At 64.5% G+C, this 25,546-nt stretch carries 21 protein-coding genes; 13 read left to right on the top strand and 8 right to left on the bottom strand.

The window, feature by feature from the left end; all coding sequences use genetic code 11:
• Positions 1 to 199: 199 nt before the first annotated feature.
• Positions 200 to 625: a hypothetical protein gene (locus ACFELO_RS13785; protein WP_440958345.1), complete on the bottom strand. Its 426-nt coding sequence runs from the start codon at positions 623 to 625 to the stop codon at positions 200 to 202.
• 67 nt (positions 626 to 692) lie between these two features.
• Complete coding sequence (locus tag ACFELO_RS13790; protein WP_440958346.1) at positions 693 to 2,192, bottom strand: FMN-binding glutamate synthase family protein; 1,500 nt, start codon at positions 2,190 to 2,192, stop codon at positions 693 to 695.
• Positions 2,193 to 2,285: 93 nt separating this feature from the next.
• Between ACFELO_RS13790 and ACFELO_RS13795 the strand changes: the two genes are divergently transcribed.
• From ACFELO_RS13795 to ACFELO_RS13805, 3 genes are all read left to right on the top strand, one after another.
• Positions 2,286 to 2,906, top strand: a complete 621-nt coding sequence (locus ACFELO_RS13795) for an alpha-ketoglutarate-dependent dioxygenase AlkB (RefSeq protein WP_440958347.1) — start codon at positions 2,286 to 2,288, stop codon at positions 2,904 to 2,906.
• Between the two features lie 114 nt (positions 2,907 to 3,020).
• Positions 3,021 to 3,389 carry a YMGG-like glycine zipper-containing protein gene (locus tag ACFELO_RS13800; protein WP_440958348.1) on the top strand — a complete coding sequence of 123 codons (369 nt, stop codon included), beginning with the start codon at positions 3,021 to 3,023 and terminating at the stop codon, positions 3,387 to 3,389.
• A gap of 136 nt (positions 3,390 to 3,525) precedes the next feature.
• On the top strand, positions 3,526 to 4,251 hold the full coding sequence (locus ACFELO_RS13805; protein ID WP_440958349.1) for a hypothetical protein: 726 nt from the start codon (positions 3,526 to 3,528) through the stop codon (positions 4,249 to 4,251).
• Positions 4,252 to 4,318: 67 nt separating this feature from the next.
• Here ACFELO_RS13805 and grpE read toward each other — a convergent pair whose 3' ends face one another.
• Together grpE and hrcA are read right to left on the bottom strand one after the other, a co-directional pair.
• On the bottom strand, positions 4,319 to 4,933 hold the full coding sequence (gene grpE, locus ACFELO_RS13810; protein WP_440958350.1) for a nucleotide exchange factor GrpE: 615 nt from the start codon (positions 4,931 to 4,933) through the stop codon (positions 4,319 to 4,321).
• Between the two features lie 61 nt (positions 4,934 to 4,994).
• Positions 4,995 to 6,062, bottom strand: coding sequence for a heat-inducible transcriptional repressor HrcA (gene hrcA / locus ACFELO_RS13815; protein WP_440958351.1), 1,068 nt, complete (start codon positions 6,060 to 6,062; stop codon positions 4,995 to 4,997).
• A 122-nt stretch (positions 6,063 to 6,184) separates the two neighbouring features.
• Here hrcA and rph point away from each other — a divergent pair, with 122 nt between their 5' ends.
• Positions 6,185 to 6,901: a ribonuclease PH gene (gene rph, locus ACFELO_RS13820; protein WP_440958352.1), complete on the top strand. Its 717-nt coding sequence runs from the start codon at positions 6,185 to 6,187 to the stop codon at positions 6,899 to 6,901.
• A gap of 22 nt (positions 6,902 to 6,923) precedes the next feature.
• Here the strand turns inward: rph and ACFELO_RS13825 are convergent, their stop codons facing one another.
• Positions 6,924 to 7,154, bottom strand: a complete 231-nt coding sequence (locus tag ACFELO_RS13825; RefSeq protein ID WP_009802488.1) for a helix-turn-helix domain-containing protein — start codon at positions 7,152 to 7,154, stop codon at positions 6,924 to 6,926.
• 18 nt (positions 7,155 to 7,172) lie between these two features.
• Positions 7,173 to 7,724 carry a DUF2975 domain-containing protein gene (locus tag ACFELO_RS13830; RefSeq protein WP_440958353.1) on the bottom strand — a complete coding sequence of 184 codons (552 nt, stop codon included), beginning with the start codon at positions 7,722 to 7,724 and terminating at the stop codon, positions 7,173 to 7,175.
• Positions 7,725 to 8,161: 437 nt separating this feature from the next.
• On the opposite strand from ACFELO_RS13830, the gene rdgB reads away from it, so the two are divergent.
• Both rdgB and hemW read left to right on the top strand, forming a co-directional pair.
• Positions 8,162 to 8,767 carry an RdgB/HAM1 family non-canonical purine NTP pyrophosphatase gene (gene rdgB, locus ACFELO_RS13835; protein WP_440958354.1) on the top strand — a complete coding sequence of 202 codons (606 nt, stop codon included), beginning with the start codon at positions 8,162 to 8,164 and terminating at the stop codon, positions 8,765 to 8,767.
• On the top strand, positions 8,764 to 9,924 hold the full coding sequence (gene hemW / locus ACFELO_RS13840; RefSeq protein ID WP_440958355.1) for a radical SAM family heme chaperone HemW: 1,161 nt from the start codon (positions 8,764 to 8,766) through the stop codon (positions 9,922 to 9,924). The genes rdgB and hemW overlap by 4 nt, the downstream gene beginning before the upstream one ends.
• On the opposite strand, the gene ACFELO_RS13845 is transcribed toward hemW, so the two are convergent.
• Positions 9,921 to 11,369, bottom strand: coding sequence for a penicillin-binding protein activator (locus ACFELO_RS13845; RefSeq protein WP_440958356.1), 1,449 nt, complete (start codon positions 11,367 to 11,369; stop codon positions 9,921 to 9,923). The genes hemW and ACFELO_RS13845 overlap by 4 nt on opposite strands.
• A gap of 111 nt (positions 11,370 to 11,480) precedes the next feature.
• Between ACFELO_RS13845 and ACFELO_RS13850 the strand changes: the two genes are divergently transcribed.
• The 5 genes from ACFELO_RS13850 (at position 11,481) to ACFELO_RS13870 (ending at position 17,591) form a co-directional block, all read left to right on the top strand.
• Positions 11,481 to 11,867: a YraN family protein gene (locus tag ACFELO_RS13850; protein WP_440958357.1), complete on the top strand. Its 387-nt coding sequence runs from the start codon at positions 11,481 to 11,483 to the stop codon at positions 11,865 to 11,867.
• Positions 11,868 to 11,967: 100 nt separating this feature from the next.
• On the top strand, positions 11,968 to 12,576 hold the full coding sequence (locus ACFELO_RS13855; protein WP_440958358.1) for a BON domain-containing protein: 609 nt from the start codon (positions 11,968 to 11,970) through the stop codon (positions 12,574 to 12,576).
• Positions 12,577 to 12,775: 199 nt separating this feature from the next.
• The gene (locus tag ACFELO_RS13860; RefSeq protein WP_440958359.1) at positions 12,776 to 14,329 is read left to right on the top strand and encodes a YifB family Mg chelatase-like AAA ATPase; all 1,554 of its coding nucleotides are present in this window, start codon (positions 12,776 to 12,778) and stop codon (positions 14,327 to 14,329) included.
• A 23-nt stretch (positions 14,330 to 14,352) separates the two neighbouring features.
• Positions 14,353 to 16,200, top strand: coding sequence for a response regulator (locus ACFELO_RS13865; RefSeq protein ID WP_440958360.1), 1,848 nt, complete (start codon positions 14,353 to 14,355; stop codon positions 16,198 to 16,200).
• A gap of 17 nt (positions 16,201 to 16,217) precedes the next feature.
• Entirely contained in the window at positions 16,218 to 17,591 is a 1,374-nt protein-coding gene (locus ACFELO_RS13870) for an AmpG family muropeptide MFS transporter (protein ID WP_440958361.1), read from the top strand.
• Here the strand turns inward: ACFELO_RS13870 and ACFELO_RS13875 are convergent, their stop codons facing one another.
• Entirely contained in the window at positions 17,592 to 19,880 is a 2,289-nt protein-coding gene (locus tag ACFELO_RS13875) for an NADP-dependent malic enzyme (protein WP_440958362.1), read from the bottom strand. It abuts the gene before it with no gap.
• A 121-nt stretch (positions 19,881 to 20,001) separates the two neighbouring features.
• Between ACFELO_RS13875 and mutS the strand changes: the two genes are divergently transcribed.
• Positions 20,002 to 22,689, top strand: a complete 2,688-nt coding sequence (gene mutS, locus ACFELO_RS13880; RefSeq protein ID WP_440958363.1) for a DNA mismatch repair protein MutS — start codon at positions 20,002 to 20,004, stop codon at positions 22,687 to 22,689.
• Between the two features lie 37 nt (positions 22,690 to 22,726).
• On the top strand, positions 22,727 to 25,543 hold the full coding sequence (locus ACFELO_RS13885) for a [protein-PII] uridylyltransferase (protein WP_440958364.1): 2,817 nt from the start codon (positions 22,727 to 22,729) through the stop codon (positions 25,541 to 25,543).
• Positions 25,544 to 25,546 lie beyond the last annotated feature (3 nt).

Genomic DNA, 25,546 nt, shown 5'->3' on the forward strand with positions numbered 1-25,546 from the left:
ACGGCTTTGTGAAAAGCCATGCGTGTCATGGGGCGATTTAGGAAGGCGCGTGCCGGGACGCAAGGGCTGCTTACGCATTCAGGCGGTTATGCCGCCCTCTCCGATGCAGTTTCAGAGCAGAAATTCACGCCAGAACGACAAACCCGGCGATGCGCGCATCGCCGGGTTCAGTTCGCACCGGTCAAAGCCGGCAAACCGGTCAGGACCGGCAGGCGTTGAAATAGATGTTAAAGCGATTGCCCGGCCCGTCCGCGCCCAGCGCCACAATGGTGCTGGCGAGCAGTTCAAACAGGGTGCAGGGCTTGTCCTGGGTCACGCCATCGAGACTGACCAGAGCCTTGTCCGACCCCACCAGCATTGAGCCGCTGACATAGGCGGGGTCAGCCAGATCCCAGAGCTGGTAATTGACGACCTGCTGGCCCGGCGTATCGGTATGCGCGACCAGCTTTTCGGCCTCGTCCAGCAGGCCCTTGTTGAGGATCTGATAGATCGAAACCGACAGATCCCAGCCCAGAACATCCCCCGCGTCGCAGAAGAATTTATAGGTGTACCCGGCCGGGGATTTGAACGTGTCCCCGCCCGGATTCTGGGCATGGGCGGAAATCTGGATGTTGTAAGTGGGCACGGACGCCTCCTCAGGTTCATTGGATTTCCCCTGAGGATCACAGCGCCGCACCCATCACGCTATCGCGTCATTGTCGCGCTTCCACCTGCGGATAAGGCATGATCTCGTCCATGGGACGCGTGCGCCCGTCCGCCTCGACGATCCGCACATGCTTGCGCTTGAGCGCGCGCGGCTCAGGCACGCCGCACGAATGGGCGATCATCTCCACATCCTTGATCATCGCCTTGGCGTATTCCGCCGCCTTGACCGATTTCTCCTTGGGCTGGAGCCCGCGCTGGAGCGATTTCTTGTGGGTGGTGACGCCGGTCGGGCAGGTGTTCTTGTCGCATTTGAGCGACTGGATGCAGCCGATCGAGAACATGAAGCCACGTGCGGAGACCACTGCATCCGCCCCCACTGCCAGCGCCCAGGCGACGCCTGCGGGCGTGATCATCTTGCCCGACACGATCAGACGGATGCGATCCTTGAGCCCCTTGCGGATCAGGATATCGCAGACGAGCGGCAGGGCTTCACGGACCGTCAGACCCACATTATCCATCAACGGCATGGGCGCGGCGCCGGTGCCGCCATCGGCGGAATCGATCGTGATGAAGTCCGGCGCGCTCTCGATCCCGCGCTGATTGATCTCGTCGCACAGCTCTTCGAGCCAGCCATAGGCGCCGATCACCGTCTTGATGCCGGTCGGCTTGCCCGTGACCGTCCGCACATGCGCGACAAAATCCAGCAATGAGCTATTGTCGAAAATCTCCGGATGACGATTGGGAGAGATGGAATCCTGTCCCGCCTCGATGCCGCGGATCTTCGCAATCTCACGCGTCACTTTCTCGCCCGGCAACAGCCCGCCCTTGCCGGGCTTGGCGCCCTGGGCGAGCTTGACCTCGAACATGCGCACCTGCTCATGGGCGGCGATCTCGCGCAGTTTGTCGTCCGACATCAGCCCGGCCTTGTCACGCACGCCGTATTTCGCGGTGCCGATCTGGAAGACGATGTCGCCACCGCCTTCAAGATGCATGGGGCTCAGCCCGCCCTCGCCGGTATTCATCCATATCCCGGCCTTCGCCGCGCCCAGCGACAGAGCCCGCACTGCAGGCTTTGAGAGCGCGCCATAGCTCATCCCCGAAATATTGAACACGGACGGGGCGTGATAGGGCTTGTCGGCATAAGGGCCGAACTCGCACGGCTGGGTTTCGGCCACATCCTGCTCCAGCACCGGATAGGGGCAATTGACGAACAATACCGTGCCCGGCGGGGTCAGAAGCTTGGTGGAGCCAAACGGGATTATGTTCCCTGTGCCCCGGGACATGCGCGCCACCGCCTCGCGTTCGGCGCGGTTGAACGGCATCTCCTCGCGGTCGAGCGCGAACATATAGGCGCGAAAGAACTCACCCAGCCGGATGAAGAGCGAGCGAAAGCGCCCCACGACCGGATAATTGCGCCTTACCGCATCGGAGCTCTGCGTGCTGTCGATCAGCCAGAACAGGACGATCAGGGCGACAAACGCCCCGACCAGAACGATGAACAGCTGGGCCATCACGCCCAATACATCGAGCACCCAGGACGGAACCATGTCATATCCCCTATCGTTTGAGGCGTGAGCCTACCGGGTTCTTCTGTAAAGCTGAACTGCGCTAGCGGACATGTGACACCGTGTGATGACCCCATGATCGAGACAGCGGACGGCTTCAAACTGCTCAGTGCTTATTTTGACCGTGAGCAACAGGCGCAACTGGCCGAAGCGGTGCTGGAGCGGGTCGCCCGCTCGCCGCTTTATCAGCCCGCCATGCCGCGCACAGGAAAGCCCTTGAGCGTGCGCATGACCAATCTGGGCCCGCTGGGCTGGATGACCGACAAGACCGGCGGGTACCGCTACCAGGACCATCATCCTGTCACCGGCGAGCCCTGGCCGGACATGCCCGGCAAGCTTCTTGAGCTCTGGCGCTCGGTCTCGGGCTGGCCCGATCCGCCCCAGGCCTGCCTGGTGAACTGGTACGGCCCTGACGCGCGACTGGGCCTTCATGTGGATGCGGATGAAGATGCGAAAGACGCCCCTGTTGTGTCGGTCTCGCTCGGGGATAGTGCGCGCTTCCGCCTCGGCGGTCCTGACCGCAAGGACCCCACGCGCTCGCTGCGCCTCAACTCCGGCGATGTGGTGGTGCTGGGCGGCGCCAGCCGTCGCTTTCACCATGGCGTGGACCGGATTTATGCGGGCAGCTCCACCCTTCTGCCGGAGGACTGGCGTCCCGGTCGGCTCAACCTGACCTTGCGTCGGGTCCGGGCGTGAATTTTTCAAACTTTCACGCTCTGGCCATTTTTCCGCCGTGGTGTGAAACAAAACTCCGTCTGGATCGTTATCCACTGTGAGGGCGCGCTCTCGCGCCGAAAAGGGAGACTGGGCATGAAAAAGATTCTGATCGCGGCGATCGCCGCAGCGCCGCTGGCTCTGACCGCTTGCGCCACCAACCAGGGCGTCCAGGGCGCCGGCGTTGGTGCGGGCGTGGGCGCTGTTGCAGGCGCCATCATCGGCAACAATGTGGGCTCGGGCAATGCCGAGACCGGCGCGCTGATCGGCGCCGGCGTTGGCGCAGCCGCCGGCGCCGCCTATGGCTGCTCGCGTCCGGGTGGTTGCGGCTATAACGCCAACAACCCCAACCATTCCGAGCTGGTCTATGACCAGTATTCCAACCGGTATTATTATACCGATTATCGCACCGGCGAAACGTTCTGGCAGAACGGCGAGCCGCGCACCCGCGCGCCGCGTCGCTAATCGCGAACACAGATGAATGAACAGGGGCGGCCTTCCAGGCCGCCCTTTTTCTTACCCGGGATCGGGTAATATTTTATTCACTTTTCCCCTCAGGATTGATACTTTGCGCGCGTTTCAGCTCTGGGGGAGTTTTATAATGCGCTGCGCTCTGGTTCTCGCCACCACCTGTCTGCTCGCCGGTTGCAGCACGCTGAGCGACACGGTTGATGCTACGCCGCAATGGCGACCGCTCACCTTGTCGGCGGACACAGTCCGAAGCCTGCAGATCAGCCATTCCGGCGATGCGCCGCTCGAGGCTTCCGCCGTGCTCGCCGCGCGCGCCAGCGCGGCCCGCAATGACCGTCTGGATAAAACCACGGCCATGCTGCTGATCACCGAATCCGACCGGATGTGTGATGAGTACTTCGCCTCCATGACCACCACCGCGAACACCACCCGCGCCGCGCTCAGCCTTGCCGCGCTTGGCACCTCCACTGCGGCGGGTCTGTCCTCACCCCAGCGCAGCGCCAACCTGCTGGCGGGCATCTCGACCTTCTTTACCGGCACGCAAAGCACGCTCGAGGAGACCATCCTCGAAAGCCAGTCTACCCGGGCCCTGCAAAGCGCGGTTCGCTCAAAACGCACCGAAATGCGATCCGAACTCAGCCAGCGGATCCTCGCCACTGACGGTGAAGGCGCGCTGACCCTGATCTCGGCTCACATTCAGGATTATCATTCACGATGCGGACTGGCGTACGGGCTCGACGCCATTACGGAGGTTGTCACTGAATCCGTGAATGGCGCCGAAACCCGGGGCCAGGACGCCGCCGAACGCGCCGAAGGCAATATCCAGGCCCTCAGAGAGGAAAGCGCCAATCGATAGGTTTTCCTCAAACAGAAAGGGCGGCTCGCTGAGCCGCCCTTTTGTATTGGAGGTTCTGACCAGACGATCAGGCGCTCACATCCACGCCGCCGCCGGTGTCTCCATCGGCAGGCGGGGTGGCGGGGCCGGCGCTGACCACGACCATGGCGGCGCGCAGGGTGCGGTCGCCAATCTTGTAACCGGGCTGCATCACATGGGCGATGGCGCCCTTGGGCTGGTCCGCGGGGATTTGCGCGGCGGCCTGGTGCATGTTCGGATCGAGCGGGTCGCCCGGGGCGGGCTCGACCTTTTTCACGCCATGACGCTCAAGCGTGGCGTGCAGGCGACGCTCGGTCATCTCCACGCCTTCCAGCAGCGTCTTCAGCGCTTCACCGGCTTCCGCCTTGGCTTCATCGCTGATCGATTGCAGGGCGCGTGAGAGATTGTCGGCCACGTCCAGCATGTCACGGGCAAAGCCGCTGACCGCATAGGCGCGCGTGTCCTTCACCTCGCGCTCGGCGCGCTTCTTGGTGTTTTCCATCTCCGCCAGCGCGCGCAGCAGCTGATCGCGCAGCTTGCCAGCTTCCTCGGCCGGATCGGCCTCATCGCTCGCGGGCGCCGGTTGTTCGGTCTCGGAAGCCTGAGCCTCTTCAGCGTTCAGCTCAGCGTCTTCGGTTTCGGGGGTCTGGTTTTCGTTGCTCATGCGTGCGGTCATTCAAGGCTAGAGGGTTATCCGTCAACCCGGGGCAGCACCCGGAGCGGTCTTAGCGGGGGGCGGCCAGCAGGCGGCCGACCAATTGTGCGGTGTAGTCCACAATGGGGATGATGCGGGCATAGTTCAAACGCGTGGGGCCAATTACCCCGATTGCGCCGATGATCTGGTTCTCACGATTGCGGTAAGGCGCAACGATCACCGACGAGCCGGACAGGGAGAACAACGGGTTCTCGGACCCGATGAACAGGCGCACGCCCTGAGCCTGTCGCGCCTCGTCCAGCAAGGACAACAGGCCCTCCTGACGTTCGATATCGTCAAAGAGCATGCGGATGCGCTCAAGATCCTCGGCCGCTTGCACGCTTTCCAAAAGGCGCGACTGGCCGCGCACGATCAGGGTGCGCTGTTCAGGCCCCGCCCAGTCTGCAAGCCCCGCCTCCACCAGCGCGGACGCCGCGCTGTCGAGCTGGGCCTGCTTGGCGGAAATCTCTTCACGGATGGCGCTCAACGCTTCGTGCAGGGTCCGGCCGCGCAAACGCGCCGACAGATAATTGCCCGCTTCGATCAACGCCGCCGGCGGCAGGCCGGGCGGCGGCCGCATCAGGCGGTTCTCGACATTGCCGTCTTCGGTGACCAGCACAGCGAGCACTTCGGTCGGGGAGAGGTTGACGAACTCCACATGACGCAAGGGCGCATCATGGGCCGGGCTGGCCACAAGACCTGCGCCCCCCGCAAGACCGGACAGGAGGTTGGACGCTTCCGTCAGCACATCTTCAGGGCGTCGCCCCACAGCCGAGACCCGACTGTCAATCGCGTGACGGTCATCGGCCTCGAGATCGCCCAGCTGCAGCAATCCGTCCACGAACAGGCGCAAACCCGCATGGGTGGGCATGCGCCCCGCCGAGACATGAGGCGAGGCCAGAAGTCCCGCCGCCGTCAGATCCGCCAGCGTATTGCGGATCGAGGCGGGCGACAGATTGAGGCCCGAGGTTTTGGACAGCGTCCGCGACCCGACCGGCTCTCCGGTGTCGAGATAGGTCTCCACCAGATCGCGAAAGATCGAGCGGGAGCGTTCATCGAGCGCCATCAGGCTTGAGGGTGAGGACGTCGGATGGGTCATGACGCCTTCAGAGTTAGTGTCGCCCATCGTGGAGCGCAATCGCCAAAATCGGGTGCAAAGCGCTTTGCGCGGACCGCCGTGCTCGGTTAACACAAGAGCCAAATCAGAACCTGGAGAACACCATGCGCCCTGAAGGCCGCCAACCTGACGCCCTGCGTCCGCTCAGCTTTGAAATGGGCTGGTCCCCCTATGCCGAAGGCTCCTGCCTGATCAGCTTCGGCAACACCAAGGTGCTGTGCACGGCTTCGGTGGAGGACAATGTGCCGCCATGGCTGCGCGGTCAGGGCAAGGGCTGGGTGACGGGCGAATATTCCATGCTGCCCCGCGCCACCCACCAGCGCACCCGTCGTGAAGTGCAATCGGGCAAACCGTCCGGCCGCACCCAGGAAATCCAGCGCCTGATTGGTCGCTCCCTGCGCGCCGCCGTCGATCTCAAGGCGCTCGGCGAGCGTCAGATCGTGGTCGATTGCGATGTGCTGCAAGCCGATGGCGGCACCCGCACCGCATCCATCACCGGCGCCTGGCTCGCCCTGAAAGCGGCCGTTGCGTATCTGATGGAAGAAGGCGTGCTGAAGACCGATCCGGTCATCGCCCAGATCGCAGCGGTGTCTGCGGGCGTGGTGAACGGGGAATGCGTGCTCGATCTTGAATATGAAGAGGATCGCGTCGCGGAGACCGACGCCAACTTCGTCCTCACCTCCACCGGCGGTGTGATCGAGGTGCAGGCGACCGCGGAAGACGCGCCGATGACGCAAGAGCAGTTCGACCAGATCTTCGCGCTGGCGCGCAAGGGCGTGACCGATCTGTGCGCAGCACAGCTCAAGGCGCTCGGTCAGTAAGTGAGAGGTTCAGGCGGGCGGCCTAGTCGTCGTCCGCCTCGTCCTCATCGCCTTCTTCAAAGACAAGAAGGTCTGCGGGCTGGCAATCGAGCTCACGACAGAGCGCTTCCAGCGTCGAAAAACGAACAGCCTTGGCCTTGCCCGTTTTCAGGATCGACAGATTGGCCATGGTGATGCCGACACGATCGCAAAGCTCGGTCAGCGACATCCGACGGTCGAGCAGCATGCGGTCCAGGGTGACGCGAATGGGCATGAACGAATCCGCGCTCCCTTAAATCGTGAGTTTCTGTTCTTCACGCATGCGTGTGCCTTCGCGGAAAATCTCCGCCAACACAAGCATGGCAAGCACAGCAAACCAGGCGCCCAGATTCAGGCTGAATTCGGGAACGACCCGCGCGCCACCCTCGATCGGGCGGCCCAGCAGGGTGATCATCAGCGACAGCACGCCATGCGCGCCGTAATGCAGAAGCTGATAGATCGCGATGCCAATGGCGATCGCGCGCAAATGATTGGAGTTTTCCTCCACGAACGGATCGCCGGCGATCAGGGTCGCCATGATCCGGCGCAAGCGATCGACCACGAAGGTCACAGCCGCCAGCGCGGCGATCGCAAGGGGGAGCGCCAGCACCACATCCATCGCCAGGAACTGGCGGATGCTGAGCGGCAGATCCGAGCCGAAGCCCAGAAGGCGGTAGATACCGCCAAATACAATGACGACGATAATGAGACTGGCCAGTCCCAATACCGCCCAAAGCAGGTAATAGACGATGTCGAGGAGGATCTTCAGCAGTGAGGCCAGCGATCCCTGACCAAGCGTCTTCATGCGTCCCCCAGGGGTTTGTTCTTCGGGCCTTCGACCGGGTGGCGAGACGTCATCCGCGAGGGGAGGAACGGCGCGTCTCGTCTCACCCGGCCTAGGGTCCGGACTTTCATTAGCCGACCATCGAGGTGATCGCTGCGGCCATGCCGGCGAAAACACCTGCGACCAGAGCCAGATTGATCACCATCGCGATTGCGCTGTGACCGGCATTGTTTTTGGACCTGACCATCTCATACTCTCCTAAGTCTCTTGTTTGACCAACCAGTTTCCGAAGCCGTTCCGATCCTTGAGCGCCGGGGGTCTTCGGTGTGGCCGGGGTGTTTCCCCCTCGCCACGAGTATCTATGTAGACCACGCCCTATCGCTTCGCAACAAAAAAATATCGAAAATCGATATGAATTTTTCGAAAGGCGATATGCGCGAATGACAGGACAAGCCGAAATGACCCTTTTTTCGACCGCTCCCAAATGGGCTATCGCGAGCCATAACAAAGGCAAAATCAAAGAGATAGCCGAACTGATCGCGCCCTTCGGTCTGGCGGCGGAAGGGGCGGAATCCCTGGGCCTTCCGGAGCCTGAAGAGACTGAAAAAACTTTCACCGGCAATGCGCTTTTAAAAGCGCGGGCCAGTGCGGAGGCATGCGGACTGGTCTCACTGGCGGACGATTCCGGGCTGGAAGTGACCGCGCTGGATGGCGCGCCGGGCATCTACTCCGCTCGCTGGGCCGGTGAACCGCGCGATTTCTACGCCGCCATGGACAAGGTCCGCGCCGAACTCGAAGCGAAGAACGCCACCGATTATAGCGCCCGCTTTGTCTGCGCCCTGGCGCTTGCCCATCCGAACGGAGAAACCCGCGTCTATGAAGGCGAGGTTCGTGGCCAGCTGAGCTTCCCGCCGCGCGGTGACAAAGGCTTCGGCTATGACCCGATCTTCGTACCCGAAGGCTTTGAGCTGACCTTTGCGGAACTGGATCCGGCGATCAAACACGCCATGAGTCACCGCGCCCATGCCTTCAAACTGCTGGTCGAGGACATTTTCGGCGCATGACCGCCCGCCCCGCCCGTCTCGGTCTTTATATCCACTGGCCGTATTGCGCGCGCATTTGCCCGTATTGCGATTTCAACGTCTACAAGGCCGCCCATGCGCAGCCCGAGGCCTTGCTTGACGCGATGCTGGCTGATCTGGCGCTCTGGCGGGACAGGCTGGGCGCGCGGACAATCCACAGCGTGCATTTTGGCGGCGGCACGCCCTCGCTGATGGCGCCCGCCGCCATCGCCGCCCTTCTTGAAACCGCAGACAGGCTGTTTGGACTGGCGCCGGGCGCCGAGATCGGGCTTGAAGCCAATCCGATGGAGCATGAGCGCTTTGCGGGCATCGCCTCAGCCGGTGTCGAGCGCCTGTCGCTCGGGGTTCAGGCGCTCGATGATGACAGCCTCAAGCGGCTCGGGCGCGATCATGACGCCCGCACGGGGCTTGCGGCGCTCGAGAAAGCGCAAGCCTTGTTCAGGCGCGTCTCACTCGATCTCATCTACGCACGCGAGACCCAAACGCCCGAAAGCTGGCGCCGCGAGCTGGAAACCGCGCTCGGCTTCGGAACCGGGCACATGTCGCTCTATCAGCTGACCATCGAGCCGGGCACGGCGTTCGAGCGCAAGCTCAAGCGTGGCGCGCTCACCCCGCCTCCCGATGACGCGGCGGCGGACATGTACGCCCTGACACAAGAGGTGTGCGCCAGCGCGGGTCTTCCCTCTTACGAAATTTCCAACCACGCCCGCAGCGAAGCGGACCAGTCGGTGCATAACCGTTTGTACTGGGAGGGCGAGGACTGGATCGGCATCGGTCCCGGCGCCCATTCACGCGTCGGCGCGTTTGCAAAAGACGGACGCGCCGGCGGCGCTGCCCACCGTCGTCCGGAACTCTATATAGAGGGCGTCAAATCCGGGGATGGGCATGAGCGCGAAAGGCTCGACGCAGACGCCGAATTCATCGAACGCCTGTTGATGGGCATACGTCTGACCGAGGCCGGGCTGGATGTGGAGCGCCTTGCCGCCCTGACCGGACTGCGCCCGGATGCAGACGGTCTCGCCCGCATGCGCGCGCAGGAACTGGTCCTCGCGCGCGGATCAACGCTGGTGCTGACCGAACGGGGCCGCGCCTTCGCTGATCATGTGGCGGAAACGCTGATCCCGGACTTTGACGCCTAGAACGCCGGTTCGTTCACCGGGGCGCCAAGGTCAACATCATCACCCAGCTCAGGCGGGCCAAAGCGCTGCGGCGCCGGGTCGAGCACGCGGAAGCCGCCGCCCCGGATGGTGTAGACCGCCAGTCCGCGCTCGATCGTGCCGTCCGCGCGGAACCGGAACAGACCGTCGACGCCCATGAAGCCGTCCGGCGCGCCCAGACGATCCGGACCATAGCCGCCATCCGCCAGAAGGGCCGCCAGCGACGCCGCATCATAGCCCAGACCGGCAAGACGGGACGGCTCGGCGCCATAATAGCGCGCATACACCTCTTCAAACCGGCTGCGGGCTTCAGGATCAGGACCGGCGAACCATCCATTGGACAAAGCTGGTTCACGCACCAGCGAATTGTCGAGCCATTGGCCCGTGCCGATGAACTTCACCAGCAGCGGATCGATATCCTGATAAAGCAGAACCGGGGCCAGCATCCGCAGCTGATCGCCGCCTTCAGGGAGCAGCACCACCTGGAAGGGCGAACCGGGCGACGGGGTCCAGTTGGCGCCGCTCATGGTCGCAGCCTGGGCCGGATCAAGCTCTTCGACGCCATAGGAGGCCAGTCGCGCCGCCGCTTCGGTCATCGCCGACACGCCGCCATCATAGAACTGGCTGGTCACCAGACCCGTATTAAAGGTGCGATCGACCTGATAGGGCTCGGCGCCCTCACCGGCCGATTGCCAGACGCTGACGCTTTCAGACATCGGGAACTCGCCCAGCATGTCCTCGATCGTCTGGGCGTAGGCGGCCTGGGTGACCTGGCCATAGGCGCTGGCCGGACCGATAAAGGCGAAGCGGGTCGCACCCATCGCGCCCACATATTCGGTCACCCGCCGCACTTCCTCATCCGGCGGGAAGCTCAGCTGATAAACGCCCTCACCCGCGACCGCGCTCGACGAGGACAGGCTGAGCAGGGGGATGCCGGCGTCACGCGCCACATCGCCCGCCGCGGCGACGGCTTGCTGAAAGAGCGGGCCGATAATCAGCTCGGCGCCATCGGAGATCGCGGATTCTGCAGCGCGGCGCGCGGTTTCAGGCGTCCCGCCCGTATCCTTGGGCAAGAGCACCAGATTGGAGCCTGCGCGTTCGAACACGGCGAGCTCTGCGGCGCGCAGCAATTGGGCGGCCTCATTGCGGGCGGCGGCGGATGAGGCGCTGAACGGCAGAAGAAGCGCCACGCGCACCAGATCCGGCTCGCCTTCCAGAAAGGCCGGGGTGTAGCCACGATCGGCCAGTTCGACGGCCAGCGTCGCCGGTGCAGGCGGCGCGCCAACGACCGGACGGTCAGGCAATGTCTGGATCGGGGCGGAGGGCGTAGACGCGGTACAGGCGCTCAGCGCCATCGCGCCGCCCAGCGCCGCGATCCCGGCAAGGACTCGCGCCATGCCCGCTGCGGATGTAGTCTTTTCAACCATGACGGTCACCTTATCCCCCCGGCGAGCGCTGACGCGGCCCGCCCCTGTCGGTGCAGAAGCTAACCTTCGCCTGCTTCAGGGGCAAGCATGGGGACAGCGCAGGACCAGCCCGTGACACAGGCCCGCCGGCAAGCTGAACGTCTGGGTCGCCGGACTGAAACCCTGAGCGCGCTCTGGTTACGCCTGAAGGGCTGGAGAATCCTGGACGAACGGGCGCGGACGGGAGCTGGCGAACTGGACCTTGTGGCCCGGCGCGGCGGCGTGCTGGCCTTCATCGAGGTCAAGCGTCGCAAGACCAATGAGGCCGCCCGCTACGCCATCACGCCCCGACAGCAACACCGGCTGGTGCGCGCCGCCAGCCTCTGGCGAAGCCGACATGGCGCGCTGGCGCATCTGCAGCCGCGCTTTGATGTCATTGTCTGGAGCGAACGGGGATGGCCGCGTCATATTGAAGGCGCATTCAGCCTTGAGAGTCCCGATCTGGACGGTCTGATCTGACAGGCGGCGATGAGAGGCGGTAACGCCCTGTTTACCAAATTCTCACGCCCGCCCGTTACGCTCCGCCCGTGCCCGTTTCGCTGATGAAAGACCATGTGCCATGTCCGTGTTCCGCCTCGCGCTTGTGACGACCCTCGGCCTTGCCCTGACGAGCTGCGCTGCGTTCCAGCCCGGCCGGTCAGTCGGCCGACAGATTGATGACTTCAACGCCTCGGTGTCGCTCAAATCCTCCATGCTGCGCGCTGAGGGCTTTGCGCTCAACGGCGTGGATGTGGAGATCACCGAAGGCGTGGCGCTTTTGAGCGGAACCGCGCCGCGAGCGGAAGACCGGGTCTATGCCGAATGCCTCGCCTGGTCGGTGCAAAGCGTGCGCTCGGTGTCCAACCAGATCGATGTGGGCGGTCGTCGCGGCGTGGGCAACGCCGCGCGGGACGGCTGGATCACCCAGCAGATCCGGTCCCGGCTGGCGTCTGACAGCGCCATTCGCAGCCTCAATTTCAATATCGAGACCCATTCGGGCGTGGTCTATCTGCTCGGCTTCGCGCGCAGCGCGGCGGAAAGCGAACGCGCGGCGGCCCATGCCGCGCTCGTTGAGGGGGTGGAACGCGTGGTCGTCCTGACCCGTTCGCCCGATGAAGCGGTGGAACTGCCTGCGCGGGGCGCCCAACAGGCCGAGGCGTGTGATCTGGCGCCGGAAATTGCCGACTGACCGCGCCTGACATCTTAACATTCAAACGCATAGCGAACCTGAAAGCGTGCCGTTTACGCATAAATTCCCCTGTGGGTTGACGTAAATGCACCATGTATTCTATTAATGTTCTGGTTTTGATCAGTCCTGTTCCTGCGTTTGTGGATAACTCGCGTTAACCGTGTTCTGTGGCTGGTCGCGTTCATTGAATGAGGGCGCCATGGGCATTCGCACCTACTCCGCCGCCTTTGACGGCGCTCAGGCCCGACTGGTTGATGTTCAGGTTCAGATCGCGGGCGGCCTGCCCAATTTCATGATCGTCGGCCTGGCGGACAAGGCGGTGGCGGAAAGTCGCGAACGGGTGCGCGCCGCTTTCGCCGCGGTCGGTCTGTCCCTGCCCTCCAAGCGCCTGATCGTCAATCTGGCGCCCGCCGACCGCCCCAAGGAAGGCGCCCATTATGACCTGCCGATTGCGCTAGGCCTGATGGCGGCGATGGGCGTTCTGCCCACTGACATGCTGGCTGAACATCTGGTGATGGGGGAGTTGGGTCTGGATGGCGCGCTCGCACCCTCGCCCGGCGCCTTGCCCGCCGCCATGCTGGCCCAGGAACGTGATCTCGGTTTCATCTGTCCTGAAAGCTGCGGTCCCGAAGCGGCCTGGGCGGGCGGGGAATTGCCCATACTGGCGCCGGCCTCGCTCATCCAGCTGGTGAACCATTTCAAGGGGGGTCAGGTTCTGTCCCGACCCGCGCCCGGCGACCTGATCGAGGGCGGAGCCTGCAAGGACCTGCGTGATGTGCGGGGACAGGAAACCGCCAAACGGGCGCTGGAAGTCGCCGCGGCAGGCGGACACAACCTGCTGATGGTCGGCCCGCCCGGGGCGGGCAAATCCATGCTGGCGGCCCGTGCGCCGGGCCTGCTGCCGCCCCTCATGCCTCAGGAATTGCTCGAAGTGTCGATGGTGCAGTCTGTGGCGGGGCTTCTGGATCGCGGGCGCTTGTCGCGCAATCGCCCTTTCCGCGCGCCGCACCATTCCGCCTCCATGGCGGCCATGGTGGGCGGGGGGACTCGCATTCGCCCCGGTGAAGCGTCCCTGGCCCATCATGGCGTTCTGTTTCTGGATGAACTGCCCGAATTCCACCCCCAGGTGCTCGACAGTCTGCGTCAGCCGCTTGAAACCGGAGAAATCGCCGTGGCGCGCGCCAATGCCCGCGTCACCTTTCCGGCGCGCTTTCAGCTGATCGCCGCAATGAACCCCTGCCGGTGCGGTTGGGCGGGCGAGAACGGACAGGCCTGCGCCCGCGGCCCCAAATGCGCCCAGTCCTATCAGGCGCGGGTTTCCGGTCCGCTTCTGGACCGGATCGACCTTCAGATCGACATTCCGCCCGTCACCCCGGCCGATCTCGCCCTGCCGCCTGCGGCTGAAGGCACGGCCGAGGCGGCTGCACGCGTCGCCAGCGCGCGCGCCATCCAGATGGAGCGCGGCGCGCTCAACGCCCATCTCGCCGGGGAAGCCTTTGACCGCCATGCCAGCCCGGATGAACCGGGCCGCGCCCTCCTCTTGCGGGCCTGCGAAACACTGGGCCTGACCGCACGCGGCTATCATCGCATTTTACGGGTCGCCCGCACCCTGGCCGACCTTGACCAGTCTGAACAGGTGCGCCGCATTCATGTGGCCGAGGCGCTCAGCGCGCGCCGCGCCAGCAGTCAGGGTCAGGCCGTGTCGGTCCCGGCGGCCCTGAAACCGGGCCAAACCCTTTCGACGCTTCGTTAACGCGCGACGCGTAAACAGGGTTCATGGAGCGTGAATGGGATTCTGAGACCGAGCCGACAAGCTGCGCCCAACGCGCCCTCCTGGACGCGATGGCGGAGCTTGTGCTCGCACGCGATTCCTCAGGCCGGGTCACGGAAGTGAACGCCGCCTTCCTCAACGCCTTTGGCGGAGAGCGGCAGGACTGGATCGGCCGCTGGTTCGCCGTCGCGCCCGCCCCCAGCGTTACCGGCCAACCTCGCCGCTATGACGCCGCCATGCGCACCCGCGCTGGCGCCGCCTGGATCGAATGGTCCGAAACCACGCTCGAGGATGGCGGCACGATCGCCGTCGGCCGCGATGTCAGTGAGGAACGCCGCGAGCGCGCCGAAGCCAGCGAAGCTGCGCAGGGCAAGTCTGTCTTCTTCGCCTCTGTCACCCATGAATTGCGCACCCCCCTGTCCGGAGCGCTGGGCGCCGCCGCCCTCCTCAAGGATAGCGGGCTTCATCCCGATCAGGCCGCCTATCTCGAAGCGGTTCGCTCCAGCGCCCAGCATGCTCTCAACCTGATTGATGACATTCTCGACCTGTCCCGGCTGGAAGCGGGCCGGCTGACCCTGCGCGCCGAGCCTGTGGACTTGCGGGCGCTGATCGAGGACGCCTGCGAGATTCTCGCCACCCGCGCGGCGGAAAAAGGCCTGGCGCTCGCCCACGCCATCTCAGCGGACGTCCCCGCCGAAATCCGCGCCGACCCGGCGCGTCTGCGCCAGATCCTGTTCAATCTGGGCGGCAACGCGGTGAAGTTCACCGAAACCGGCGGGGTGCTGGTTCACGCCACCTATCATGACGGCGAGCTGAGCCTGACCTTCAAGGATACCGGCCCCGGCATCTCCAAGGCGGATCAGTCCAGCCTGTTCAAACATTTCGAGCGCGGCGCCGCCGAGCATAACGCCACCCCCGGCGCCGGGCTGGGCCTCGCTATGGTCAAACGCCTCGCCGAAGCCATGGAGGGCGAGGTCGGAGTCAGTTCCGAGCCGGGCAGGGGCGCGATTTTCTGGACACGATTCCCGGCCCCCGCGCTGGCGCCCCCGCCTGCCGAACGTCCTCTTTCAGGCTGCACCGTCATCGTCGCGTCCAGTTCCGAGATCCGGCTCGAAGCGCTCACCCTCAAGGCGCAGGCGCTGGGCGGGCAGACGCTGGAGACCCGCTCCACCTACGCCATCGCCGATCTGGTGCGCGGCAGCGTCGGTCCCACGACCCTGATTCTGGATGCAGACTGGTCGGATCTTGCGCCTGACATCAAAGAGGCCGCGCCGCATCTGCGCATTCTGGTGCTGGCCGAACCGCGCACCAAGGATCGCTTCACCCGCAAGGATCGTCAGCCCGGCATTGATGGCTGGCTGGTGTCCCCGGTGCGTCTCAGCTCCCTCGCCGCCTATGCCCAGGGGCTGGAGATCGAGGATGAGATCGCGCCCGAGCCGGTCAGTCATGGCCGGGCCTTGGAAGGGCTGAACATTCTCATCGCCGAGGATGACCCGGTGAACGCCATGATCGCCCGAACCGTGCTGACCAAGCTGGGCGCCGGGGTGGAGGTGGTCGACACCGGGCGCGCCGCGCTGGAAGCGGTGTCCGGCGGCCGCTTCGACGCCGCGCTTTTAGACATGCGCATGCCCGAAATGAGCGGGCTCGAGGCCGCCGCCGCCATTCGCAGCCTGAAAAGCCATGTTGCGGCCCTGCCCCTGATCGCGCTGACCGCGAACGCCACCGAGGATGACCGCGAAGCCTGCCTGACCGCTGGCATGGACGCCTTCCTGACCAAGCCCTTGCAGCCCCAGGCGCTGATCGAGACCCTCACCGGCTTGTGCGCCCCGCAAAACCGGGCCAGTTTCGGGTGATCTGACGAGGGAAAACCATGTCGCAGGACGTCACTCAGCCCCAGCGCAGCTGGCGGCAAACGGTCCGGGTGTATTTCACCCCGGTCATGCTTTCGATGATCGTGCTGGGCTTCGCCTCCGGCCTCCCGCTCTACATGGTGTTCCAGAAGCTCTCCTACTGGCTGCGCGACGCCGGGATCGAGCGCTCCACCATCGGCTTCTTCTACTGGGTGACTTTGTCCTACACCCTGAAATTCCTCTGGGCGCCGATCATTGACCGGGTGCAGATCCCTTTTCTCGCCAAACTACTGGGCCCCCGCCGCTCCTGGATCGTCACCGCCATTTCCGGCACGGTGATCGCACTGGTGATCATTTCCCAGACTGACCCGACGCAAGGCCTGGCGCCCGTGGCCATTGCTGCGTTCTTGCTGGCCTATTCCAGCGCCACGCTGGATGTGGCCATCGACGCCTGGCGGATCGAAAGCGCGCCCAATGACATGCAGGCGAACATGGCCGCCGCCTATTCGCTCGGCTACCGGGTCGCCTACATGACCTCGGGGCTGGGCCTCGCCATTTCCGAATGGGCGGACTGGAACTGGTCTTTCCTCGCCATGGCGGCGGCCATGGCGCTCTCGGCCGGGCTGGTCTTCGCGATGAAGGAACCCGCGACCGGGACCTATAAACACGCCCTGACCGGCTCCTTGCCGCAGAAAATCGTCAAGGCGGTCGTTGACCCGTTCAAACAATTCCTGGGTCGCCTGGGCTGGTGGCTCTTGCCGGTTCTGGCGCTGGTGACGCTCTACCGGATCAGTGACTTCACCATGGGGGTGATGGCGGCGCCGCTGTATTCCGACCTTGGATTTGCGCGAGACGCCGTGGGCGGCATTCAGGGCGGGCCGGGCCTGATCGCTACCATGACCGGGCTGTTTCTGGGCGGGATCGCCAGCATGCGCTTCGGCATGATGCGCGCACTGGTCATTGGCCTGGTGATCACGCTGATCACCAATGGCGCCTATGCCTGGCTGGCGGCCACGGCTGGCCCGGATGACCTGGGCAAGCTGACGATTGCGGTTGTGGGCGACAATCTGGCGGGCGGCTTCGTGACGACCGTGTTCATCGCCTACCTCTCAAGCCTTGTGGACCCCGAGAACGCGGCGACCCAGTACGCGCTTTTAAGTTCGTTCTACGCCTTGTTGCCCAAATTCATGGCGGGCTTTTCCGGCGTGCTGGCCGATCAGGTGGGTTGGGTGTGGTTCTTCATCCTGACCGCAGGCTGGACCGTCCCGGCAGCGTTCCTGCTGGCGCTGGTGCTGGGCTGGGGGCCGGCGGCGGCGAAAGGTCAGTTCAAATTCGCCGAACGCCGGACCACAGAAAACAGCACCGAAGAGCCTGAAGGCGGAAAGGCGGAGTAACTACTCCGCCGCCTTCTCCGCGCGTTCCTCAGACAGGTCGTGCGCCGCAAGCGCGGCGAGCGTGAGGATGTCGTTCACGCTGGCGCCCAGACGGGCGATCTGCACCGGTTTCTCAAGCCCGACCAGCATCGGACCCAGCACGGTGGCGCCGCCTGCGGCGCGCATCAGCTTGGTGGCGATGGAGGCCGAATGAATGGCCGGCATGACCAGCACGTTCGCGGGGCCGGACAAGCGCGAGAACGGATAGAGGCGACGGTGATCGGGGTCGAGCGCCACATCGGCGTTCATCTCGCCCTCGTATTCAAAGTCCACGCCCCGCTCATCAAGATAGCTGACCGCCTTCTGGATAGCGTCCGCCCGGTCGCCTGCCGGATTGCCGAAGGTCGAATAGGACAGGAAGGCCACGCGCGGGGTGACCCCAAAGCGTTTGGCCGCCGCTGCGGTCTCTACGGCAATGTCCGCCAGCGCTTCGGGGCTGGGGAATTCGGTGACGTTGGTGTCCGAGATAAAGAGCGTGCGGCCGCGAGACAGCACAAGGCTCATCCCCATCACGCGCTCATTCTCGGCGGTGTCGAGCACCAGCTTCACATCGCCCAGCGCCTGGGCGTAGTTGCGGGTCACGCCCGTCACCATGCCGTGTGCATCACCCAGCGCCACCATGCAGGCGGCGAAGACGTTCCGGTCATTGTTCACAAGACGCTGCACATCCCGACGCAGATAACCGCGGCGCTGCAGGCGCTTGAACAGGAAGTCGGCATAGTCGGCATTCTTGTCTGACAGGCGCGCATTGACGATGCGGATGGCGTCCGACTGAACGCCCAGAAGGCGCATATTGGCGTGCACGGTCTCTTCGCGACCAATGAGGATCGCTTCGCCGAGGCCCTGGTTCTGGAAGGCGTAGGCGGCGCGGATCACCGACGGCTCCTCACCCTCGGCGAAGACGATAGTCTTCTTGTCGCCTGCACGCACATCGTCGTGGATGGATTGCAAGATTGCGGCGGTCGGATCAAGACGACGCGCCAGAGCCGCCTTGTATTGCTCCATATCCGCAATGGGCTTGCGCGCTACGCCTGAATCCATCGCCGCCTGCGCCACATAGGGCGGCACATGGCTGATCAGGCGCGGATCGAACGGGGCGGGGATGATGTATTCCTTGCCGAAAGTCGGGCGCGCGCCGTGATAGGCGGCGGCCACTTCATCAGGCACATCCTCACGCGCGAGCTCGGCCAGCGCCTGGGCGGCGGCGATCTTCATGTCTTCATTGATGGTGCGCGCGCGCACATCCAGCGCGCCGCGGAAGATGTACGGGAAGCCCAGCACATTGTTGACCTGATTGGGATAATCAGACCGGCCGGTCGCCATGATGGCGTCCGAACGCGCTTCGCGCACTTCTTCAGGGGTGATTTCCGGGTCGGGGTTCGCCATGGCGAAAATGATCGGGTCAGCGGCCATGGAGCGGACCATTTCCTTGGTCACCGCGCCTTTGACAGACAGGCCGATAAAGCAGTCCGCGCCGCTCATCGCTTCTTCCAGCGTGCGCGCCTCGGTGTCGGCGGCGTGGGCGGACTTCCACTGGTTCATGCCGTGGTCGCGGCCCTTGAAGATGACGCCCTTGGAATCGCACAGTATGGCGTTGTCATGCTGCACGCCCATGGCCTTGATCAGCTCGAGCACCGCAATGCCCGCAGCGCCCGCGCCGTTCACCACGACCTTGAGCTTGGTGATGTCCTTGCCCGACAATTCGCAGGCGTTGATGATCCCGGCGGCGGAAATGATGGCGGTGCCATGCTGGTCATCATGGAAGACGGGAATATCGAGATATTCGCGCAGCTTCTCCTCGATGATGAAGCAATCTGGGCCCTTGATGTCCTCAAGATTGATGCCGCCGAAGCTGGCGCCGAAGCGGCGCACGCATTCGATGAAGGCTTCGGGATCGCTTTCATCCACCTCGATATCGATGGAATCCACGTCGGCGAAGCGCTTGAACAGGACCGACTTGCCTTCCATCACTGGCTTGGACGCCATGGCGCCCAGATCGCCAAGGCCCAGAATGGCGGTGCCGTTCGAGATCACCGCAACCATATTGCCCTTGGAGGTGTAATCGTAGGCGAGATCGGGATCTTCGGCGATCGCCTTCACCGGCGCCGCAACGCCCGGGCTATAGGCCAGCGAGAGGTCCCGCTGGGTCGCCATGGGCTTGGTGGCGGTCATCGCCAGTTTTCCGGGCTTGGGATAGCGGTGGAAGTTCAGGGCTTCTTCGTCATCGACGCGTGAACGGCGGTCAGTCATTTCGGGCTCGGAAAACGGAGTTATGGAAAGAATTCTGAAAGCACACTAGCCGGTTCGCGGCAGACAGCAAATCACGCGCTGTCACACTTGCGGCGAACGTTGGCGCGGTTAACTTGCGCGCATGACTCATCACGCCGATCCCGTCGCTCTGAACGCCCGCGCCTTCCCCACCTCCGAAGGCGGCACGCCCATGATGGTGCAGTTCCTGGAGCTGCGCGCCGAAGCGCCGCTGGACGCCTTGCTGTTCTATCGCATGGGCGATTTCTACGAGCTGTTCTTTGACGATGCGGTCCGCGCGTCTGAAGCGCTCGACATTGCGCTTACCAAGCGCGGCGAGCATCAGGGCGAGCCGGTGTCGATGTGCGGCGTGCCGGTGCACAACGCCCCGATCTATCTGTCGCGCCTGATCAAGGCGGGCTTCAAGGTCGCCGTCGGCGAACAGCTTGAAGACCCTGCCGAAGCCAAGAAACGCGGCGCAAAGTCCGTCGTCAGACGCGGCATCACCCGCATCGTCACCCCCGGCACGCTGACCGAGGATGACCTTCTGGACGCCCGCGCCGCCAACCGTATCGCGGCGATGGCGCGGCTGGCGACCGGCGAAGCCGCGCTGGCCTGGGCGGATGTGTCAGATGGCGAATTCGCCGCCATGAGCGTGGATGCGAGCGGGCTTGAGGCCGAGCTTGCCGCCCTCAACCCCTCTGAAATCCTGTGCGCGGATGACGACGCCAAACTCGCCGCCGAGCTGGCGCCCCATGCCGTGATCACACCACGAGCCAAGGCGAAGTTTGATTCTGGCGCGGGTGAACGCCGCCTCAAACAGCGTTTTGAGGTGCAAAGCCTTGATGGCTTTGGCGCCTTCTCCAAGGCCGAACTGTCAGCGCTCGGTTCGCTGCTTGATTATCTCGAACTCTCCCAAGCCGGCGCGCCCGCGCGCCTGCGTCCGCCGCAAAGCCTGCCGTCTGGCGCCGCCATGGTCATCGACCCTGCGGCCCGGTTGAGTCTCGAGATTGATCGCACCCTGCAAGGCGCGCGCAAGGGCTCGCTGATCGACGCGATTGATCGCACGCTCACCGCGCCGGGCGCTCGTTTGCTGGCGGATCGTCTGGCAAGACCGTCGATGAGCCTTAACGAGATCCATGACCGGCTCGATGCCGCGCAATACTTTCTCGATAACCGCAGTCTGCGTGAGCAGACGCGCGAGCGGCTGAAAGCGGCGGGCGACCCGGCGCGCTGCCTGTCCCGGCTTTTGCTCGGGCGCGGCGGTCCGCGCGATCTGGCCCAGCTATGCCGGGCCCTTAAGGAAGGCGAGAAGCTGATCGCAGGCTTCGCCAAGGACCCGCTGAACGCCCCGCCCGCCCTGATCGACCGGGCGCTCAACGCCCTGTCACTGGCGCAAAATCCAGAACTCGCGAGCCTTGTGCAGGAAACCAGTCAGGCGCTGGTCGCCGAGCCGCCGCTTCTGGCGCGCGATGGCGGCTTCATCGCGCCGGGCTGGATTCCGGCGCTGGATGAAACCCGCAGCCTGCGCGATGAATCGCGCCGCATCGTGGCGGGCTTGCAGGCGACCTATGCCGAGCGGTCCGGCGTCAGCGCGCTCAAGGTCAAGCACAACAATGTTCTGGGCTATTTCATCGAGGTGAGCGCGAAGAACGCCGACGCCCTGATGGGCGACGACGCCTTTATCCACCGTCAGACCATGGCGAACGCCGTGCGCTTCTCCACCCCCGAACTGGGCGAGCTGGAAGCGAAGATCGCCCAGGCGGGCGAACGGGCGCTGGCGCTGGAGCTTGAACTGTTTGAGGCGTTTCGCGCCCGTATCGAAGCGCTGGACGCCCCGATCCGGCGCGCATCGGAAGCGCTGGCGAGCCTTGATGTGGCCGCCGCCACGGCGCACTGGGCCGAAGAAACCGGCGCGGAGCGTCCGCAGGTGGAAGACAGCCTCGCCTTTGATATCGAGGGCGGACGTCACCCGGTCGTGGAACGGGCGCTCGAGCGGTCCGGCGAAGGCCGCTTCACCCCCAATGGCTGTCATCTGGATGGCGCGGGGGGCGAGCATCCGCGCCTGATGCTGGTCACCGGGCCGAACATGGCGGGTAAATCCACCTTCCTTCGGCAGAACGCACTGATGGCGATTCTGGCGCAAGCCGGGCTCTATGTGCCCGCCAGATCCGCGCGCATCGGCCTTGTGGACCGGCTGTTCTCGCGCGTTGGCGCCGCCGATGACCTGTCGCGCGGCCGCTCGACCTTCATGGCGGAGATGATCGAGACCGCCGCCATTCTCAATCAGGCCGGGCCGCGCGCGCTGGTGATCCTCGATGAGATCGGGCGCGGCACGGCGACCTTTGACGGCCTGTCCATCGCCTGGTCGGCGGTGGAGCATCTGCACGAGGTCAATCGCAGCCGGGCATTGTTCGCAACGCACTATCACGAGCTGACCCGGCTGGCGGACGAACTTGATGCGGCGGGCAATAGCTCGCTCAAGGCCAAGGAATGGAAGGGCGAGCTGATCTTCCTGCACGAAGTGCAGAAAGGGCCCGCCGACCGCTCCTACGGCGTTGAAGTCGCCAAGCGCGCGGGCCTGCCCAAGGCGGCGGTCAAACGCGCGCAGGAGATCCTTGACCGGCTCGAAAGCGATGATGCACCCGCCGCCGCGCTCGCGGATCTACCGCTGTTCTCGGCGCTGAGTGTTGAGCCGGAATTGAAGCCCAGCGAGGTTGAGGAGCGGCTCAAAGGCATTGATCCGGACAGCCTGACCCCGCGTGAGGCGTTGGACGTGCTGTATGCGCTTAAGGGCTTGAGCCAAAACTGAGGCTGACGCCGCCTTCGCACTCGCATAAAATCAAACCATGCGACCCACGACTCTCCCTGCGAGCCTTGATGGCCTGCGCCTGCGCGCCGAATTGTCCGCCGCCACCCGTGACGGCTGGGACAAACCCGCCAATCGCCAGCTCGCCATGACCCGGCTCAAGCGCTATCTCGAAAAGGGTCGGGCGCTGGCCGAGACGCGCCTGAATGGCGCGGAGGGCGGTCTGGAAGCGGCGCGCACCTGGTCGGGCGTCATGAACGCCGCGCTGCGGGCGCTGTTTGATTCCATCATTTCCGATCACACCGAAGACACGATCGAGGGCATCGCCCTGTGCGCGCTCGGCGGCTATGGCGCTGGCGAGCTGGCGCCCCAGTCTGATATCGATCTGGTTTTTCTGACCTCAGACAACCCGCCCGACTATGTGCAGGCGGTGATCGAGCAGACCCAGTACGCGATCTGGGATGCCGGGCTTCAGGTTGGCGGCGGCGCGGTGCGCACGCTCGATGAAGCCATCGCCTTGGCGAAAGAAGACCTGTCCGAACGCACCGCCCTGCTCGATCTGCGGTCCATTTCCGGCGATATCCGGCTGGTGCGCCAGATGCACACCCGGTTCGACGAAGACATCCGCATCAAGAACGACGCCGAGTTCGCCGCCGCCAAGCTGGCCGAGCGAGATGAGCGCGTGGACCGTCAGGGCGACAGCCGCTATGCGGTCGAACCCAATATCAAGGACGGCAAGGGCGCCCTGCGCGACCTTCAGACCCTGCGCTGGCTGGCCCAGATCCTTTATGGCGGCGATGCGCTGGAACGCTGGGTCGTGGCGGGCCTGTTCTCCATCGACGATGTGAAGCGCTATCTCAGCGCGGCGGATTTCTTCTGGACCGTCCGCTTCCATCTGCACGCGCTGGCGGGCCGCAAGGATGACCGTTTGACCTTTGACCTGCAGCCCGAAATCGCACGGCGCATGGGGTTTGAGGACACTGACGACCAGCTGGGCGTTGAAGCCTTCATGCGCAGCTATTTCCTCAAAGCCATCGATGTGGGCGCGCTGACGCGTCTGGTGTGCGCCAAACTCGAAGCGGATGAACTCAAGGACCCGCCCGGCGGGCGCTTCCTGCCCGCTGATGGCGTCGCGAACGAGGCCGAGCTGGCCGAGCGCGGCTTCATCCTGCACGCCGGACGGCTTGATTTTGCGGACCCGCAGGCGCCGGAAACCGATCCGGTGATGATGCTGCGCCTGTTTGAGAAAGCCGCCGCGCGCCATCTCGACCTGCACCCGGACGCCGTCGCCGCCATTAGCCGCGGCCTGCGTCAGATCGATAATCGCTTCCGTACCGATCCGCGCGCCGCGCGCAGCTTCTTTGCCGTGCTGATGGATGCCGATGATCCGCGCATCATCCTGCGCGCCATGACCGAAGCCGGACTCTTGGGCGCCTATATCCCCGAGTTTGGCGACATTGTCGCCCGCACCCAGTTCAACATGTATCACCGCTTCACGGTGGACGAGCATACGCTGAACGCTCTGGGCCTTCTGCGCCTGCTTGAACAGGGCAAGCTCAATGCCGACCATCCGCTGGCTTCAAAGCTGGCGCCGGAAATCCTTCACCGCCGGGCGCTGCATCTGGCGGTGCTGCTGCACGACACCGGCAAGGGCAAGGGCGATCAGTGCATTGAGGGCGGGGAGAACGCGCGTCAGGTCTGCCCGCGTCTGGGGCTGGATGACCACGAGACTGATTTGGTCGCCTGGCTGATCGAGAACCATCTTGAGATGAGCGATGTGGCCCAGCGCCGCGACCTCTCTGACCCGCGCACCGTGCTCGATTTCGCCGAGAAGGTCGGCACGATGGACCGGCTGAACCTTCTGACGGTCCTGACCGTGGTGGATATCCGCGCGGTGGGGCCGGGCGTGTGGAATGGCTGGAAAGCCCAGCTGCTGCGCGATCTGTATCAGGCCACGGCGGCCGTTCTCAAAGGCGGGGACCGCCGCGATGAGGCCGAAGCCCGCGCGCGTCTGGCCGAGCGGGCCGCGCTGGCGCGCAATCATTTTCACGAAGCGCTATCGCGGATCGATCCTGAATTCACCCGCATCTGGACCGAGGTTCTCGATCACTCCTACTGGCTGGCATTTGGCGAGGATGACCGTTTCCGTCACGCCGCTTTCGCCCGCGCCGCCTTTGAGCGCGGACAGGCGACCAGCGTGGGCGTGCGCACGGACAAGCGCCGTTCGGCCACCGAGGTGATGGTGCTGACGCCAGACCGCCACGGCCTGTTCGCCGATATTGCCGGCGCCCTGTCGCGCGAAGGCGCGAACGTGGTGGGCGCGCAGGTGACCACCACATCCGACGGCCGAGCCTTTGACGTGTTCTACATACAGGAACAGGGCGGCAAACCCTTTGGCTGGTCAGACAGCTATATTCAGGATCGCTTGCGCGACAGCGTGCAAGCGGCCGCCGAAGAGGGCCTGTCCGGCCAGGACGCCCGGCCCATGCTCAAACCCGTGCGTCGCCGCGAAGCGGCGTTCACCGTCACGCCGTCGGTCAATCTCGACCTTGAAGCCTCTGATGATGCGCTGGTGATCGAGGCGACCGGGCGGGACCGCCCCGGCCTGCTGCACGCTCTGGCGAAAACACTGTCCGACATCGGATTGTCGCTGGAGGCTGCGCGCATTGACGGCTATGGAGAGCGGGCCGTCGACACCTTCTATGTCACGGAAAACGGTCACAAACCCTCGGGCGACGCCCGGCTGGCGGGGATCAAGGTGCATCTGATGAACGTACTTGCCGGCGCCGAGGAAGCGGTCGCGGTTCACCGCGCCAAGCAGGGCCTTGTCTCCACACCTGCCAGCGCAGGGCGCTAGACC

Source organism: Oceanicaulis sp. LC35 (genome assembly GCF_052055585.1).
GTDB lineage: Bacteria > Pseudomonadota > Alphaproteobacteria > Caulobacterales > Maricaulaceae > Oceanicaulis.

Coding starts and splice junctions, on each gene's coding strand:
- ACFELO_RS13870 (WP_440958361.1), top strand. CDS start 16,218: ATGTCGCAGGACGTCACTCAGCCCCAGCGCAGCTGGCGGCAAACGGTC.
- hrcA (WP_440958351.1), bottom strand. CDS start 6,062: ATGACCCATCCGACGTCCTCACCCTCAAGCCTGATGGCGCTCGATGAA.
- ACFELO_RS13830 (WP_440958353.1), bottom strand. CDS start 7,724: ATGAAGACGCTTGGTCAGGGATCGCTGGCCTCACTGCTGAAGATCCTC.
- ACFELO_RS13885 (WP_440958364.1), top strand. CDS start 22,727: ATGCGACCCACGACTCTCCCTGCGAGCCTTGATGGCCTGCGCCTGCGC.
- rdgB (WP_440958354.1), top strand. CDS start 8,162: ATGACCCTTTTTTCGACCGCTCCCAAATGGGCTATCGCGAGCCATAAC.
- ACFELO_RS13855 (WP_440958358.1), top strand. CDS start 11,968: ATGTCCGTGTTCCGCCTCGCGCTTGTGACGACCCTCGGCCTTGCCCTG.
- ACFELO_RS13875 (WP_440958362.1), bottom strand. CDS start 19,880: ATGACTGACCGCCGTTCACGCGTCGATGACGAAGAAGCCCTGAACTTC.
- ACFELO_RS13845 (WP_440958356.1), bottom strand. CDS start 11,369: ATGGTTGAAAAGACTACATCCGCAGCGGGCATGGCGCGAGTCCTTGCC.
- hemW (WP_440958355.1), top strand. CDS start 8,764: ATGACCGCCCGCCCCGCCCGTCTCGGTCTTTATATCCACTGGCCGTAT.
- rph (WP_440958352.1), top strand. CDS start 6,185: ATGCGCCCTGAAGGCCGCCAACCTGACGCCCTGCGTCCGCTCAGCTTT.
- ACFELO_RS13805 (WP_440958349.1), top strand. CDS start 3,526: ATGCGCTGCGCTCTGGTTCTCGCCACCACCTGTCTGCTCGCCGGTTGC.
- mutS (WP_440958363.1), top strand. CDS start 20,002: ATGACTCATCACGCCGATCCCGTCGCTCTGAACGCCCGCGCCTTCCCC.
- ACFELO_RS13795 (WP_440958347.1), top strand. CDS start 2,286: ATGATCGAGACAGCGGACGGCTTCAAACTGCTCAGTGCTTATTTTGAC.
- ACFELO_RS13865 (WP_440958360.1), top strand. CDS start 14,353: ATGGAGCGTGAATGGGATTCTGAGACCGAGCCGACAAGCTGCGCCCAA.
- ACFELO_RS13860 (WP_440958359.1), top strand. CDS start 12,776: ATGGGCATTCGCACCTACTCCGCCGCCTTTGACGGCGCTCAGGCCCGA.
- ACFELO_RS13790 (WP_440958346.1), bottom strand. CDS start 2,192: ATGGTTCCGTCCTGGGTGCTCGATGTATTGGGCGTGATGGCCCAGCTG.
- ACFELO_RS13800 (WP_440958348.1), top strand. CDS start 3,021: ATGAAAAAGATTCTGATCGCGGCGATCGCCGCAGCGCCGCTGGCTCTG.
- ACFELO_RS13825 (WP_009802488.1), bottom strand. CDS start 7,154: ATGCCCATTCGCGTCACCCTGGACCGCATGCTGCTCGACCGTCGGATG.
- grpE (WP_440958350.1), bottom strand. CDS start 4,933: ATGAGCAACGAAAACCAGACCCCCGAAACCGAAGACGCTGAGCTGAAC.